This is a genomic window from Streptomyces sp. PTL18 (assembly GCF_059510295.1).
Map to the genome: position 1 here is coordinate 131,758 of NZ_JCAJZO010000015.1, position 15,608 is coordinate 147,365.

Consider the following 15,608-nt stretch of genomic DNA (forward strand, 5'->3'; position numbering starts at 1 on the left):
CGGACCCGGGTGCGGGTCCGGGCGCTGCTCAGGAGAGCGGGACCCCGGCGATCGCGATGCGTTCCATGACGCGGCGCTGCGGGTAGTAGTCGTTGATCGCGTAGTGCTGGACTGCGATGTTGTCCCAGATCGCGACGGAGTCCGGCTGCCAGCGGAAGCGCACCTGGTACTCGGGGATCCGGGACTGCAGCACGAGCTCGTGGAGCAACTCGCGGCTCTCTTCCTCGCCGAGCCCGACGATGCGTGTCGTGAACGGTTCGTTGACGTACAGCAGCCGGCGCCCGGTCACCGGATGCCGGACCACTACGGGGTGCTCGACCGCCGGCAGGGTCTGTCGCAGGGCGGCGATCCGCTCCTGGGTCATCGTCGCGCCCCAGGTGGGCACCCAGTCGTGCACGGCCTTGAGGCCCTCGATCCGCTGCTTCGTCGCGTCGGGGAGGTTGTCGTAGGCGGCGCCCATGTCGGCCCACATGGTGTCTCCACCGGAGGCCGGGATCTCGACGGCGCGCAGTACCGAGCCAAGCGCCGGGGCCGCCATGAACGAGTGGTCGCTGTGCCAGATGTTCTCGTTGCCCACAGCCGTGGCGTCCTTGGCCAACCGGGAGACGCCGGCCCGGTCGCCCTTGGGGAAGAAGGGATTGGCCTCCGGCTCACCCCAGAGACCGGCGAGTGCGGCGTGGTCCTCCGGGCCGAAGTCCCGTTGGTCGCGGAAGAAGATCACCTTCCACTCCAGCAGCGCCTGGCGGAGCTCGTCGGCCAAGTCCGCGCCGATCGGCCGGGAGAGGTCGACACCCGTGATCTCGGCGCCGATGTGCGGGGTGAGCGGGTGAATGCCCAGGATTCGGTACTCGCCCGGAGCCATGCCGGACGCGGTGCGCTCCAGGACGCGCTTGCCGAACCGGATCAGTGGCTTGTCGAGAACGGGGTGGGGCGTCGAGGCGGCGATGCCGGCCATTGCGGTCCTCCACGGTGGGAACGGCTGATTTCGTTACCGGCAGTATCGATATTCGGTCATGCGGCCGCAAGGGCTCGGGGCAACGAATTTCAGGAATACGGGCGGGTCGGTGTCGCCGTCAGGGCTGTGCCGGGCGGGCCGCCGTCACCGTCAGGGCCGCGCCGCCACGGCACGTGCCACCAGGTCGACCACCTCGTCGACGAAGCGTCCGTCGAGGGGCTCCTGCTCTCCCAGCAGGCGGAACACCAGTGGCGCCGCCACCAGGGTCGACGCGGCCGTGACATCGACGTCGGCCCGCACGTCCCCCCGCGCGATTCCGCGCTGCAGAATCGCGCGCGTCTGCGCCGTCACGCGGGCGCTGTACGTCGCGTACGCGCTCCGAGCGGTACCCGCCTTGGCCGCCGCACTCATGAGTTCGGCCAGCAGACGGTCCGTGCCGGGCAGGAGGTAGACCGCCAGACGCGCCGTGAGCAGCGCGTGCAGTTCGGCACGGAAATCCCCGAGGTCGGCGACGGAAACCGGGCCGACCCGGCTCTCCGCGGCGGCGAGGATCAGATCCTGCTTGGTCGGCCAGCGCCGGTAGATGGCCGGTTTGCTCACCTCGGCACGGGCGGCCACCGCGTCCATCGTGACCGCGTCCATACCCTCCTCCGTGACCAGGGAGAGCACCGCGTCGAGCACCACCCTCGTGACGCGCTCCTCACGTGGCCGCCCCGGCCCACGCCTCTCCGTCCGGATCTGTCTTCCTCCCATGACCACGAGACTAGAGGGCGCCCACCGGCTGAGGCACACGAGGCCGGGGCGGGGCGACGGCGGAAAGCCGACGGGAGAGCCCCGCCGGACCTGCTGAACGGACACCGGCTCCCCGGGGTGCGGCGGCGGGGCCCGCTGAACCCCCGGGGCCGACGCCGCCACCACGGCGCCGGCCGGAGGAGGCAATGCGTCACCGCCACAGGCAACAGGCCGTGGTCCGGCGTGCTTTTCAACCGTCAGGGAGACGAAGTGATGCGTACGTCGGTGAGGTGACTGGTAGGTAACTTGTGCACCCCGTATTGACTGAGGCCTGGGCGCGCGCTCTACTGCGTTCGCATCTGGCCGATTTTGTTTTACTGCGTGTGACAGTGTTCGGTTCAGGGGGCTGAGCAGGCACACGCGTGTCCTCCCGATTCCGAGGAGAGATCCATGCACGCTTCTCTTGCGCTCCGAAGACATCTGCGCTGGGCAGTCGTGGTCGCGCTGCTGGTCTCCGGCTTCACCGCCGCCGGCGTCGCACATCCCGGCCCGGCCCGTGCCGAGACCAACGGTGGTGTCCCGCAATCCGCTGGGAGATTGCCTGCATCGGGCCCACGACCTGAACTCTCGCCGCGATCGCTGCAACACGCGGCGGGACGCCGTCAGGTCAACGGAGTGGCCGCGACGCCGCCGATGGGCTGGAGCAGCTGGTCGTACCTCCGAAAGGACCCCACAGAAGCGAACATCGAGGCCGAGGCCAAGGCCCTGTCCACCAGCGGTCTGGTCGCCGCGGGCTTCACGTACGTCAACATCGACGACTTCTACTACCTCAACCCCGCGACGACGGTGGACTCCTACGGCCGTTGGGTCGTCGACTCGACGAGGTTCCCGCACGGCATGGCCGCCGTGGCCTCCTACGTGCACGGCCTCGGTGAGAAGTTCGGCATGTACCTCACCCCCGGCATCCCGGTGGCCGCGTACAACCAGAACACGCCGATCGAGGGCACGAGCTACCACGCCCGGGACATCGTCACGGACACCACGAAGTACGAGGTGAACTACAACTTCGGCAACAGGGTGGCGTACTACATCGACTACAACGCCAATCCCGCCGCCGCCCAGGCCTACCTCAACTCCTGGGCGAACCTGCTCGCCTCGTGGGGCGTCGACTACATCAAGATCGACGGCGTCGGCACCTGGGACGTCCCCGACGTCCAGCACTGGTCGCAGGCGCTGCACCAGACCGGTCGGCCCATCCACTTCGGGCTGTCCAACGCACTGGCCGCGAGCAGCATCCCCACCTGGCAGCAGTACGCCAACAGCTGGCGCATCGACGGCGACATCGAGTGCTACTGCAGCAGCAGCTCCTATCCGCTGACCAGTTGGAGCCGCGTCTCCTCGCGCTTCGACGAGGTGCTCCCGTTCATCGGCGCCGGCGGGCCCGGCGGCTGGAACGACCTCGACTCGATCGAAGTCGGCAACGGCAGCAACGACGGCCTGACCGTCGACGAACGGCGTACCCAGATCACTCTGTGGGCGGCCGAGAACTCCTCCCTGCTGCTCGGCACGGACCTGACCGACCTGGACTCCGGCGACCTGGCACTGCTGACCAATCCCGAGGTCATCGCCGTCGACCGGGCCGGTCATCCCGCCCGCCCGGTGGACCGCACGACGCAGCAGCAGGCATGGGTCGCCCCCAACGGCGACGGCACGTACACCGTCGCGCTGTTCAACCTCTCCGCCAGTGCCGCGACGGTGAGCGTCGACTGGCCCCAGGTCGGGTTCTCCGGCACGGCGACGGTGCGCGACCTGTGGGCCCGGACCAACCTGGGCTCCTTCACCGGCGGCTACAGCACGTCGCTTCCGGCCCACGGTTCGGCCCTGCTGAAGGTCGCGCCGGCCGCCGGGTCACCGTACACGGCGATGTACTACACCATCGTCAACGTCCACAGCCACATGAACCTGGCCGTCTCCGGCGGCTCGACCGCCGCGGGCGCCGGCATCGTGCAGCAGGCGGCCGACAACCTCGACGACCAGCAGTGGCAGCTCGTGCCCACCGGCTCCGGCGCCTACAAACTGCGTAACCGCCACAGCGGTTACCTGATGGACGTGCCCGGCGCCTCCGACACCAACGGCGTGCAACTCGTGCAGAACCCCGACGACAACGCGACCGACTCGCAGTGGAGGGTCACCTCCAACGGCAGCGGCGGGTACACGCTGTCGGCGACCTCCGACGGGAAGCTCGCCGACGTGTCGAAGGCGTCGACAACCGCAGGCGCACCGGTGGTCCAGTGGCCGTCGAACAGCAGGGACAACCAGCAGTGGACCCTCGTCCCGGTGCCCGACCCGGGCGTGCGCTACCGGCTCGTCAACGCTGCCACCGGTGGGCGCATCGACGTCGACGCCGACTCCACCGCGGACAACGCGACCCTGGTGCAGTGGCAGGACAACGGCCGGACCGACCAGCAGTGGAGCTTCGCCGCCCGGAGCGGCGGCGCCTACGCCATCGTCAACGCCAACAGCGGCGAGCTGATCAACATCCCCGGACCGACGACCACCGCCGGCACCCAGTTGATCCAGTTCCACGACGACGGCAACAGCAACTCCCGCTGGACCTTGGTCGACGCCGGCCCGAACCAGGTGCTGCTCAAGAGCGTCTACGACGGCCAGGTCATCGACCTCAGCGGCGGCAACCCGGCGAACGGCACACCCGTCATCCAGTACACCCAGAACGGAACCAACGGCAGCTCCAACCAGCACTGGTCGCTCGTCCCCGCGGCCTGACGGGTCACCCCACAGGCCCGGCTCCATACGAGCGGTGACCACCGGAGCCCCCGGCGCGACGCACCGGGGGCTCCGGACGGCTGCCCGCGCGCCGGTCGCTCCGGGCGCGGGGAGCCGAGTCCGGCCCCGGCGGCAACCACCACCGCTGGCGAGGCCGCAGGCTTCGCGCGATGCCACGGACCGCTGCCCTGCCCCCGGGCACAGGACTTTCGGCACCGGGCTTCGACGCCGGGCGCCTCCCCCTGACCTCGATCTGGAACCGACCTCCGGGGCCTCGACGCGCTACTGGCGCAGGTCGACCACCGTGCGCAGCTTGCCGCTCGTCGGGGTGCGCTCGAACGCGGCCCTCGGCGCCCTCTCCACAGTGAAGACCAGCAGTCCCTCGGCATCGGCCTCGGCCACCTCCGCCACCTCGGTGACGAAGACATCACGCGCGGCAGCGGTGTCGGAGGCGTATTGCTCGTCGAGGCGGACCGTCAGCCGCTCGCGGCCGGTGCCGGGGGAGACCAGCAGCTGAACCTCGCCGTGGTAGCCCAGCCGCTCCTGCGCCACCCGCAGGAAGCGCCGGTAGTTGAAGAAGTACGTGCCGACCCGCACCACATCGCCGTAGCGGCCGAGCAGTTCCAGACGCGGTACGTGACTGCCGCAGGGACACGGACCGTCCACGGCGCGTCCCAGGTCACCGATCTCGTAGCGCTCCAGCCGCTGCCCGGCCCGCGCCCGCGAGGTGAACACCAGCCGGCCCGGCTCGCCCGGTTTCACCGGTCGGTCCTCCCTCGGGTCGAGGATCTCCAGCGTGTGCAGGTCGGTCAGCACATGATGGACCGAACCCCGGGACGCGGCGCACTGGTGGCCCAGCGGCCCCAGGTCGGTGCTGCCGTACGCGGCCGAACGGATCACCTCCACGCCGAAATCCTCGAGGAGCACCCGGCGTTGCTCCGCCGTGAAGTGTTCGCCGCCGTAGAACACCGTCCGGATCCCGCCGTAGGCACGCAACCGGTCGGCCTCGGCATGGAAGAGCTGCCACAGATAGGAGGGCATGCCGAACACGGTGTCCACCCGGTGCGCCACCAGGGCTTCGGCGACGTTGGCGTGGTCGGGTCCGGCGGCCACCGGGATCTGTGTGGCGTTCAGCCGTTCCAGGATGGAGAAGAAGCTGATGAAACTCCCGTACATCCCGCCGCAGTAGAACAGGTTGGCCGCCCGGTGGCGGGCCGGGTCGAACCCCGCGGCGAGCAGTCCGTCGGCGGCGGACCGCATCTGGTTGTCGTAGTCGTCGCAGGTGAACACCGACAGGGCAGGGGCGCCGGTGGAGCCGCCGCTGCGGAAGTACAGGTGTGCGTACTCGTCGGGCAGCGAGGCGAGCGCCTGCTGTACGTCCTGCTTGCCCAGCAGCGGACCGTCCGGCGACGGAGGAAGCACGGGCGGCGCCACCAGGTCGTCCAGGCAGGGCGTCGTGCGGAAGGCCGCGTCGGACGCGCGTACGCTCACCCGCCGGCTGTAACGCTGCAACGGGTAGACACCGTCGTGCGGTTCACCCTCGTAGCTCTCCAGCATGGATCCGACCGGAGTGACCCGGGTGACGCCCGCGGCGAAGACCAATCGCGACAGCTCGGCCACTTCCGCCGGTCCGCCGCCGATCGCCGCGGTCTGCAGGTAGCGGCGCATCGGCCGTAGCGTCAGGGTGACCGCGTGCCGGGGAAGGGGCTTCACCCAGACGCTGCGGTGCAGCGGGGAGGCGGTCAGCGCGGGGCGGGTGTCGGCCAGCACCCGCCAGGAGCCGTCGCCGGCGGCGATCACCCGGGTCAGGCCGAGGTGCTGTTCGAGCCGGGCCAGCTGCTCGACGTTCGTGATCTCCGCCTGCTCGGCCGGGCCCGGCAGCGGCGGCCGCCGCGCGTCGGAGACCTTCGCCAGCCGCTCGGCGAACCTTTCGGCGAACGCGAAGACCTCCTGACCGTCCTCGGTGTCGAGGTAGACCACCTGAGGACTGGAGCACGCCTGCTGCTCGAAGCGGCAGACGTCCTCGGCGAGCGCGTCGAGTACGGCGACGTCGTCGGCCGCGTCGCGGGTCAGGTAGGCGAAGGAGATCCGGTGCCCCCACTCGATGACCCGGCAGCCGGGCGGCGCCAGGTCGCTCACCGACCGCACGGCGTCCTCGCCACCCCACACGGCAACGGCGTCGGCCTGCCCGCACAGCGCCTGAAGCCACTCCCGGCGTGACGACGGGAACCGCAGGGCGACCACCCGCTCGGCGATCAGTCCGGACGGGTCGGCGGCGCCGAGCGCGGCGAGCAGCTCCACGGCGAGCGCGGAGTCCGAGCTGCTGGTCTTCAGCACGTTGAGGTTGCCCGCCAGCAGGCCCTCGGCGACGCTCAACGGAGCCACCGTGGCGGCGTTGCCGGGGGCGATGTGCACCAGCAGACCCACAGGGGCCCAGGCCTCGTACACCGTCCGTCGGGCGTCCGGCCGCCTCAGCCGCTCGGGTCGCAAGCCCCCCAGCTCCCGTCGGAGCTTGCGCTCCAGGGCCTGCCGGGTGAGCGCCGCGCCCAGTTCGGCGAGGACGGCGTCGGCCTCGTCCGCGGGCAGGTGCACGGCCAGCCGGGCGCGCAGCGCCGAGTCCGGATCGCTCAGCTCGGTGCTCACCGCGGCACAGGCACCGATCACCACCTCGGTGGGCAGCGGACGGGCGACCGTGCGCGCCGCCAGCTCGGTCAGCTCCTCGAGACGCAGGCCGGCCTCCGTGTCGTCGATGAACTCGCCCTGCCAGAGGTGGGGTGCGGAGGTGGTCACGACATTCCCTTCAGAAGTTCGGCGGCGGCGACCGCACAACTGCGATTACGGCTCACCCCGGCCCGGCCGTGCACGGTGAACCAGTCGGTGGACAGCGGGCAGCCGCACTCCTCGCCCGGGTGCAGCGACGCCAGGTCGCCCATCACGACGCTGTGCGCCGGTACGGAGGTGATGTACGGGCTCACCAGGTGCAGGAAGCCGCGCTGCCCGTACGGCAGCGGGCGCAGCGTCGCCGTATCGCGGACGGCGGCCCGCGACCACACCGGCACGTGCAGGCGGTGGTGTGCGCACTCGACGTACGGCACGCAGTGCTCGACGGAGCCGAACGTGTCGCGGATGCGCTCGCCGGGGATTCCGAGGAGCTCGGTGACCTCGGCGTAGAACTCCTCCTTGCCGATCTGCCGGTCGGCGTGGCCCTTCCAGCCGCCGCCCAGGACCACCAGCGAGCCCCGCGGCAGCCGCAGGGGCGGCACGCCCATGGCGCTCATCCGCTCCAGGGTGAAGTGCAGGAAGGCGGGGAAGCCCAGGATGCGCACCGGTACGTCGTCCTCCGCGTACCGCTGGAGCGCCGCGATGCAGCCGTGCACGTCGAACTCGTGGCCGGAACCGGTGTGCCGCAGCGCGTGCGTGGTGTGCCGGGCGGGGGCGAAGTCGCACAGATAGTTGTCGGTGAACGAGGTACCGAGCTTCAGCGACGGTGCCGGCTCGTAGCTGTAGAGCAGGTAGTTGACCGGTTGGCCGGGGGTGATCCAGCCGTAGTGGTCGAAGATCCGGGCCACCATGCGCTGGGCCGAGCGGATGGTCCACTCGTCGAAGAACATCTGTGACTTCTGGCCCGTGGTGCCCGAGGACGTCAGGTGCAGAAAGACGTCGTCGCGGGCGATGGACAGCACCTCGTGGCGCTTGAAGAACGCGGCGGGCACCAGCGGGGCGCGCACCCGCTCGCCGACGGTCGGCGCCGCCTCCTCCGGCGCGTCCCGGAGCAGCGACGCGAAGAACGGGGAGCGTTGCGCGTGCCAGGCGTTGGCCTCCGCCATCGCGGCGACGAACAGTTCGTCGGCCTCGACGCCGGACGCGTACGGTGACGCGATGTCACACAGCCGCTGTACGCGGCCGAGTGCCGCCGGGTCGGGGACCTCGACGGGAGCGAGATGGGGTTTCATCGGGACACCTCGTGAAGGGGCAGATAGGTGGCGGTCCAGGCGGACACGTAAGCCCTCAGGTAGGGCTGGAGCAGCGCGCTGACGGCCGTCGTCCTGAAGTCGATCTGACGGCTGGTGCGGGACAGCACCACGTAGTCGTGGAAGCGGTCGCCGATGCGGCGCATCGCCGGGTACACCGCGCTCGGCACGAACCCCGACGCCAGAAAGACCTCCAGGGCCTGGGTGTCGGCCAGCGGCAGGAGCGTCTCGGCGTAGTCCGCGCCGGCCCGGGTGACCGCGCTCATCAGCGTCTCCAGCGCGCCGGTCACGGCCGCCGGATGCGGATGGACGGCGACCAGGGCGCAGCTGCCCGCCACCGGGTCGAGGTCGGCGTACGCCTCGAAGCCGCCGTCGGCCGCGACCAGCAGCGCGTTCGGCGTGTGCAGAGGGAAGAAGCGGTCGCCCGCGTCGGGGAACCGGTCCAGGAAGCGGCGGCGGACGAAGGCCGGGGCGGCGATCAGCTCGATCGGCTCGGCACCGGTGACGGCACCCGCCGCGGGGCGGCTGGGGACCCGCCGGGTCCCGCCGTAGTCGACGCCGACACCCGAGGACGCCGCGGAGAGCAGCGCCGCGAGGCGCTCCGGGACACGTTCGACCGCCGCGCGGCGCTCCAGCACGCCGTGCGCGTAGCGGGCGAACAGCGCCAGACTCTCGCATCCCTCGACCTCGACCGCGTTGGGCAGCAGTCCGAGCGGCCGGAAACCGTTGCGTACGACGACGTGCTGGGGGCCCTCGGTGACGACGCGAACGGTGGCGTAGACCGAGTCGAGGCGGCCGGTGCCGAACGCCTCCTCGCACACCGCGCCCGTCAGCCGCGACGCCAGTCCTGCGCCGCGATGAACCGGGTCGACCGCGAGACCGACCAGCTTGCCGATACGGCTGCCCGGGTCCGTCTGCACCACGGCCGAACCGACCAGATGGCCCGGGCCCGTACGGGCGGTGAGCCAGTGGGCGGTGCCATCGGTGATCAGCCGGCGCATGACAGCCGGATCGCTCCCCAGCGGTACCGGATAGCCGTTCCCGTACACATCGAAGTACAACTGCCGCAGCTCGGCTATGTCTTGGACCGCCGCGGGTGTGAGGACGACGGTCATGACGCGTCCCCCGTCAGCGCTGTGGGATGCGCGGGCCGGGTGGGCTGCTCGGGTTCGCCGTCGTCCGCGCGGCCGCCCAGCCACCACAGCGCCACCGTGACCGGGAACAGACCCGCCCCCTGCAGAAGGCACAGCGTGCGGGCCGTCAGATGGTCGCCGAGCGCGCCGAAGACGAGCGATGAGACGGGGAAGGTGGCGCCGAGCAGCGCTTGCATCACCGCGAAGAAGCCCGGTTTGTCCGCGGCGGGCACGCGCCGTTGGAACAACGCGACGAACCGGACGCCGATCACGCCGACGCACCAGCCGACGACCACCAGCGAACCGATCGCCACGGCGTGCCCGAGGAACAGACCCGGCAGGGCGAGTGCGGCCGCCATGGCTCCCATGCACGCGCTGCCCACGGTGATCGGACGGCCTGGAAGGCGTCCGCCGGTGAACGACCCGATGAGCGTGCCGGCGCCCAGTGCCGCCTCCAGCAGAGCCGCCGTCGAGCCGGTGGAGTGCAGAGCGCCCCGGGTGTACAGCGGCATGACGACATAGACGGCGGTGGTGAAGACGTTGGCTGCGGCGAAGACGACCAGGACGCGGCGGACGAACGGCAGGTCGGCCAGAATCCGGCGCAGCGAGCGCGGTCGGGGCGCGTCCTCGCCCCCGGGTCCGTTGCCCGGTGCGGCGTGCGGGAAGCGGACCGAGACGATGAGCAGGGCCGCCATGAGGTAGGCACCGGCGCACCCGGCCACCACGCCGGCGAGACCGCCCGCGTCGACCACCAGCGGGCCCAGCAGCCCTCCGGCGAGTCCGGCCAGCGACTGGGTGGACAGCTCGAATCCGGTGGCCGCCTCGATGTCGGCGTCCTCGACCAGTTCCGGCACCGAGGTCGTCAGGCAGGGGTCGAAGACCGCCTGGCAGGTCGCCAGCACCAGCCCGGCCACGTAGACCGCGGCCATGGGCAGGGTGGCCGCCTGCGCCCACCCAGCCGTGGCAGCGGCGGCGGCGCCCGCTGCTGCGGTCGCCGTGGCCAGCACCGTGCGGTGGGCGTGGCGTTCGACGATGCGCGCCACGACGTGGGCCAGGACGACCGCCGGGAGGGTGCTCACCATCAGGAACATCCCGGAGTCCAGCCCCCGGTGGTCGCCGCCCGCGAAGCCGACGAGCCACCAGACCGCGCCCACCTGGAACATCCTGCACGCCGCCTGGCTGAGGACCTGACCGATCCAGGCCCTGCCGAAGGACGGGTTGCGCAACACGACGGGCAGCCGCCGTGCGCGCGGAACCGGTGCGCTCATGAGTGCGGCCGTTCGTCGACCACGCGGATCAGCTTTCCGGAACGGGCGTTGACCGCCAGGTCCCGGTGGCGTACCCACTCGGCGGCGAGCGGATTGACGTGCCCGGCGGCGGTCGCACTCGCATAGAGGGGGCGCTGCTCGAGGACCGCCTTCACGATGGACTGTGCCAGCGCCGCGTGGCGGGCCGCGGGTTCGCTCGTGGCCAGCCGCAACAGCAGTCCGTCGCGGCCCTCCTGACGGCGTACCACGAGCTGCATCCCGCTCACCTCACCGGCGACGTCGGTCGCCGCGACGACGTCGTGCACGTCCTGGGTGTACAGCGAGACGGGGCCGACCCGCACTCCTTCCTCGGCCCGGCCGAGGATGCGGAACACTCCCGCCTCCCGGTCCACCCATTCGGCCCGGTCACCGGCCGGGTAGCGCAGCACGGGCATGAGCCGCCTGCGCAGGTCGGTCACGACCAGCCGTCCCGGCACCCCGTCGGCCTGGACCGGCAGGTCGGCGTCGTCGAGGATCTCCACCAGCGTGTACGGGGTGAACGCGCGGTGCACTCTGGGGTCGGTGCCGGGTAGGGCCTCGCCCAGCAGTCCGGCGTCCACGCTCGCATAGCCCAGCGAACGCGCCTCGGCCTGCGGGAACGCGGCCTTCAGAAGCGGCAGTTGGTCTCCGAACAGGCACTCACCGCCGAAGAAGAGCAGTTCCACCTCCGGAAGGGTGCGACCGGCAGAGGCAAGCCGTTCGGCCAGCGAACACAGAGTGGTCGGCGTGCCCGCGACGACCTGCGCGCGGAACTCCTCCAGGATGGTCGCGGTGGACTCCCACGGCGCCGCGCCACCGATGGGCAGCCGTACATTTGTCACCGGAGAACGGTGCAGTGAATCGAGAATGAAGCTGAAACTGGCGTAAAGGTCACCCGCGTAGAACAGGTCGGCCACCCGGTGGCCCGGCCGCAGCCCCGCGGTGACGAGTCCGGCGCCGAACGCCGCGGTGAATTCCCGCCATTCTGTGCGGGTGTAGTAGGAGAACTTCGGGGAGCCTGTCGTGCCGCCGCTGCGGAAGACGACCGCTTCGTCCAGCGGCGCGGTCAGCAGCCTGTTGTCACGGGGCGAGTTGGCTCGCCAGAAATCCGTCTGCGGCACCACCGGTAGGTCCGTGAGATGCGCCACGTGATCCGGGAGGTGAGCGTAGAGTTCCTGGTAGAAGCGGGAGTTGTGACGCACGAAGCGTATCAGCTCCGCGAGATGTTGAACGGGCATCAATTCCTGCTCGAAGCATGCTCGGGCGAACCCGTCGGCAACCGTAGAAGCTGACACGCTTCGACGTGAGTTCTACGGAAGTGGTTCGCTCCGAAACAATGGAGAACGTGTCACTGGTGAGGTCGCTCAGCGGGGCGCCCGGCGAATTCATGACCCCCTGAACCGTGAAGGTATCTCACCATTCGAAACGCTCTTGCGTCAACTTGCAAAGGGCGCACCGTACTTCGGTGCGCCGGGGCGGACGGGTCGTGGGGTCGGCTGGTTCCCTTGTTTGAAGGAGATGGCCGTCACAGACGGAAATCGGTTTCATAAGGAAGGGTTGAGCATCCCAGAACCCCAATTTATGGATCTCCGCTACGAATTTCGGCCTCGGTCGGAATCGCGAGCAGCCGACACCTGCGGGCGGCCCGCCCGGCTGCAGGCCGGGCAGGCCCGGGCTGGGCCTGGGCGAGCCGCCTGCCGGCCGGCGCCCGCCCGGCCGGCGCCCGCCCGGCCGGCGCCCGCCCGGCCGGCACCAACGAGGAAGGCACGATGCGGAGCTCGGCGGCGGGGGAGACGCTTGTACGGCGCGACGTGCGGGCGTCGACGGGTGATCGGCGGGCCGATCGGGCCGAGCGGGAAGTGACACGGACGCCGAGGGCGGGCGGTGGGATCATCCCGGGGTGGGAGGCGTTCGGGGATCTCCGGAGCCGGTCTTCGCGGAGCCGGTCTGCGCGGAGCCGGTCTTCGCCGGGCCGGTCTTCGCCGGTGTCGTGCCAGGGTGGGGCGGCAGCCGCACGGTGAAGCAGGCGCCGCCCTCCGGTCCCCGTCCCCGGACGGTGATGCTCGCGGCGAGGAGGCCGGTCAGGCGGTGGGCGATGGCCAGGCCGAGGCCGCTGCCGACAGCGCGGACACCGCGGTAGCGTTCGGTGAGAGTCCCCCGTTCGAAGGCGACTGCCGCGTCCTCGTCGGTGAGCCCCGGACCGCCGTCGCGGACCTGGAGCAGGGCGCCGGCGCCGTCCCGTTGCAGTGCGAGGACCAGAGGCCGGCCGCTCGGGGTGACGCGCAATGCGTTCTCGGCGAGGCCGTCGAGGAGTTGGCGTACCCGGAAACCGTCGGTGATGACCGGGACCGGCCGGCCGGGCCGCTCCACCCGGAAGTCGACCTCGTGCCCGGAGCAGTGTGCCGACCAGGCGGCACCGGCCTGCGCCACGAGCGTGTCCAGGTCGACTTCGGCCAGGTCCAGCCGGAAGTCGTCGGCCTCCAGGCGGGCCAGCACCAGCAGGTCCGTCACGAACCGCTCCAGCCGTCCGATTTCGTGCTGCAGGATGCGGCCGGCCTCCGGTACCTCCCCGCCGCTGATCACTCCGTCGGCGAGAGCCTCGGCGTAACCCCGTGCGGCGGTCAGCGGCGTGCGGATCTCGTGCGAGACCGACATCAGGAAGTCACGCTGCCTGTTCTCGCTGCGGACCAGCGCCGCGTCCAGGGAGTTGAGCGCGGCGGCGAGTGCGGCCACCTCGGCAGGCCCCGCCTCGGACACGCGCACGGCACGCTCGCCCTCCGACAGCCGGCGTGCGGTGCGTGCGGCGAAGGCGAGCGGCCGGGCCAGACGCCGGGCCAGGAGCAGCCCCGCGAGGGCCGACCCGGTCAGCCCGAGGGCCAGCGGCAGGACCAGCGCACCGCGCATACGGTCGGTCGCCTCGTCGACGGAGTCCATCGGCTCGGTGAGGACCAGACCACCGCCGGTGCGCGTCGGCACCCCCTCCACGAGCACCGTTCGCCCGTCGAGTGAACCGGTCGCGGAGACGTGCCGTCCGGCGAGCAGGGCCGAGCACCGAGCGGCGTCGACCAGGGTTGCGGCCGGGCCGTCGACCTCGCCGGAGGGCTGAACGACGGCGAGTCGAGTGCCGTCGGGGCCGGCGATGCGCTGCTGCCGATCCAGCAGCAGGGAGGCGAGCGCCGGCGTGCGGCTCATCACCTGCGCCTGGCGGGTGAGCTGGTCGCGCTCGTGGTCCTCGGCGGTGGTACGGATCGCCCGCCAGGCGAACGCCCCGGTCACGAGCACGGCGATGGCGGCGACGGCCGTGGTCAGCAGGACGACGTTCTGTGCCAGACAGGCGCGGCGGCGGACGCGGGTCATCCGCCGGCGTCGACGAGGCTGTAACCGACCCCGCGGACGGTGCGGATGGGTCCGGCGTCGCCGAGCTTCGCGCGCAGCTGGGAGACGTACACATCCACCACACGGGAGTCCCGGTAGCCGGTCTGACCCCACACGTGCGAGAGCAGCTGATCACGGGAGAGCACCTGCCCTGGATGGCGCATCAGGAAGGCGAGCAGGTTGAACTCGGTGGTGGTCAGCTCCACCGCGACGCCGTCCGTGTGCAGCGTGCGGCGGCCGGGATCCAGCGTGAGACGGCCCACCGTCCGCACCGTGCCCGGCTGAGGGTTCGCGGCGCGACGCAGCAGGCACTTGACGCGGACGACGAGTTCCTGCGGCGAGAAGGGCTTGCTGAGGTAGTCGTCGGCGCCGAGCTCCAGCCCGACGATGCGGTCGGTCACCTCGTCCCGGGCGGTCACGAAGATCACCGGAGTCCAGTCGCCGTCCCGGCGCAGTCGTCGGCAGACCTCCGTGCCGTCCATGCCGGGCAGGGCGATGTCCAGCACCACCACGACCGGCCGCAGCCCGCGGACGGCGGCCAGGGCACCGTCGCCGTCGGACACCACGTGGACGCCGAAGCCCTCGCGGCTCAGATAGCGCCGCTGGAGGTCGGCGATGTGCGGCTCGTCCTCGGCGACCAGTACCAGGCCCTTGTTCTCCGGCATGTCCTCTCCCAGCGCCCCGCACGGCGGGGCCGGCCTGCGGTGGTGGCCCTTGATGCTAACCACCGCCCGCAGCAGTGCGCCGCGGCCCGGTCGGATCCTTACACAGGCCGAATATTCGCCGAACGTCCCGCTCGCACACCTCCGGCACGCTGCTCGGGGATCGAGGAGACCGGAGAGGGGGGACCACGTGGACAGCACCGGAGTGGCCGTGACTCCAGGGAGCACAGCGAACACGACTCGCCTCACGTCCGTGGGTACGGCCGGGACGCGGACGCCGAAAGCCGCCGGGTCCGGCTCGACCACCACGCCGGTACCGTCACCGTCGACCACGGTCCGGGTGGCCTGGGACAGGCCACCCTGCGGTCCCGGCTCCAGAGCGGGCACCCCACCCTGTTGCTCGTGGCCGCCGAGATCCTCGGCAGGCCGCCCCCACGGCTTTCACCGACCGTATCCGCGAGCAGTGGGCCGCGCGCCCCACCATCCGCTACCCCCTGGGGCTCGAGGCCACGGCACTCGACGTCACCGACACAGGCCTCGAGGTCACGCTCACCGGAGGGCCGCCGCACTGCCCGCACCGACCGACACGGCGTGACGACGGCCGTTGGGCGACCACCGGCAACGGCCCGTTGACACCGGCTCGTTCCCTGCTCCTGCGTGCACGACCGACACCTGAAAGGCGGCATGATGCGCAGAAGAGGCTCAGTCCT

10 protein-coding genes are annotated in these 15,608 nt (G+C 71.2%); 1 reads left to right on the plus strand and 9 read right to left on the minus strand.

Annotated features, from left to right (window positions below):
* Positions 1 to 28: 28 nt before the first annotated feature.
* Both AC5WS8_RS25870 and AC5WS8_RS25875 read right to left on the minus strand, forming a co-directional pair.
* Entirely contained in the window at positions 29 to 955 is a 927-nt protein-coding gene (locus tag AC5WS8_RS25870) for a TauD/TfdA dioxygenase family protein (protein WP_496105856.1), read from the minus strand.
* A gap of 150 nt (positions 956 to 1,105) precedes the next feature.
* A complete protein-coding gene (locus AC5WS8_RS25875; protein WP_496105857.1) occupies positions 1,106 to 1,639 on the minus strand; it encodes a TetR/AcrR family transcriptional regulator in 534 nt (177 codons plus the stop codon).
* Between the two features lie 498 nt (positions 1,640 to 2,137).
* Here AC5WS8_RS25875 and AC5WS8_RS25880 point away from each other — a divergent pair, with 498 nt between their 5' ends.
* Positions 2,138 to 4,471: an alpha-galactosidase gene (locus AC5WS8_RS25880; RefSeq protein WP_496105858.1), complete on the plus strand. Its 2,334-nt coding sequence runs from the start codon at positions 2,138 to 2,140 to the stop codon at positions 4,469 to 4,471.
* A gap of 282 nt (positions 4,472 to 4,753) precedes the next feature.
* Here the strand turns inward: AC5WS8_RS25880 and AC5WS8_RS25885 are convergent, their stop codons facing one another.
* The 7 genes from AC5WS8_RS25885 to AC5WS8_RS25915 all read right to left on the minus strand — a co-directional run bounded on the left by AC5WS8_RS25885 (position 4,754) and on the right by AC5WS8_RS25915 (position 14,901).
* Positions 4,754 to 7,261: an aldehyde dehydrogenase family protein gene (locus tag AC5WS8_RS25885; protein ID WP_496105859.1), complete on the minus strand. Its 2,508-nt coding sequence runs from the start codon at positions 7,259 to 7,261 to the stop codon at positions 4,754 to 4,756.
* Positions 7,258 to 8,424: a LuxE/PaaK family acyltransferase gene (locus AC5WS8_RS25890; RefSeq protein ID WP_496105860.1), complete on the minus strand. Its 1,167-nt coding sequence runs from the start codon at positions 8,422 to 8,424 to the stop codon at positions 7,258 to 7,260. The genes AC5WS8_RS25885 and AC5WS8_RS25890 overlap by 4 nt, the downstream gene beginning before the upstream one ends.
* Positions 8,421 to 9,557, minus strand: a complete 1,137-nt coding sequence (locus AC5WS8_RS25895) for a GNAT family N-acetyltransferase (protein WP_496105861.1) — start codon at positions 9,555 to 9,557, stop codon at positions 8,421 to 8,423. The genes AC5WS8_RS25890 and AC5WS8_RS25895 overlap by 4 nt, the downstream gene beginning before the upstream one ends.
* Positions 9,554 to 10,843, minus strand: coding sequence for an MFS transporter (locus tag AC5WS8_RS25900; protein ID WP_496105862.1), 1,290 nt, complete (start codon positions 10,841 to 10,843; stop codon positions 9,554 to 9,556). Before AC5WS8_RS25900 ends, AC5WS8_RS25895 begins: the two co-directional genes overlap by 4 nt.
* Positions 10,840 to 12,099 (minus strand): phenylacetate--CoA ligase family protein, encoded by a 1,260-nt coding sequence (locus AC5WS8_RS25905; RefSeq protein WP_496105863.1) that lies wholly within the window; start codon positions 12,097 to 12,099, stop codon positions 10,840 to 10,842. The genes AC5WS8_RS25900 and AC5WS8_RS25905 overlap by 4 nt, the downstream gene beginning before the upstream one ends.
* Positions 12,100 to 12,751: 652 nt before the next feature.
* A complete protein-coding gene (locus AC5WS8_RS25910) occupies positions 12,752 to 14,218 on the minus strand; it encodes a sensor histidine kinase (RefSeq protein ID WP_496105864.1) in 1,467 nt (488 codons plus the stop codon).
* Positions 14,215 to 14,901, minus strand: a complete 687-nt coding sequence (locus AC5WS8_RS25915; RefSeq protein WP_496105865.1) for a response regulator transcription factor — start codon at positions 14,899 to 14,901, stop codon at positions 14,215 to 14,217. The genes AC5WS8_RS25910 and AC5WS8_RS25915 overlap by 4 nt, the downstream gene beginning before the upstream one ends.
* Positions 14,902 to 15,608 lie beyond the last annotated feature (707 nt).

Excerpts from the sequence above, each read along its gene's own strand:
- AC5WS8_RS25870 (WP_496105856.1), bottom strand. The coding sequence starts at position 955 with ATGGCCGGCATCGCCGCCTCGACGCCCCACCCCGTTCTCGACAAGCCA.
- AC5WS8_RS25905 (WP_496105863.1), bottom strand. The coding sequence starts at position 12,099 with ATGCCCGTTCAACATCTCGCGGAGCTGATACGCTTCGTGCGTCACAAC.
- AC5WS8_RS25900 (WP_496105862.1), bottom strand. The coding sequence starts at position 10,843 with ATGAGCGCACCGGTTCCGCGCGCACGGCGGCTGCCCGTCGTGTTGCGC.
- AC5WS8_RS25895 (WP_496105861.1), bottom strand. The coding sequence starts at position 9,557 with ATGACCGTCGTCCTCACACCCGCGGCGGTCCAAGACATAGCCGAGCTG.
- AC5WS8_RS25880 (WP_496105858.1), top strand. The coding sequence starts at position 2,138 with ATGCACGCTTCTCTTGCGCTCCGAAGACATCTGCGCTGGGCAGTCGTG.
- AC5WS8_RS25890 (WP_496105860.1), bottom strand. The coding sequence starts at position 8,424 with ATGAAACCCCATCTCGCTCCCGTCGAGGTCCCCGACCCGGCGGCACTC.
- AC5WS8_RS25915 (WP_496105865.1), bottom strand. The coding sequence starts at position 14,901 with ATGCCGGAGAACAAGGGCCTGGTACTGGTCGCCGAGGACGAGCCGCAC.
- AC5WS8_RS25910 (WP_496105864.1), bottom strand. The coding sequence starts at position 14,218 with ATGACCCGCGTCCGCCGCCGCGCCTGTCTGGCACAGAACGTCGTCCTG.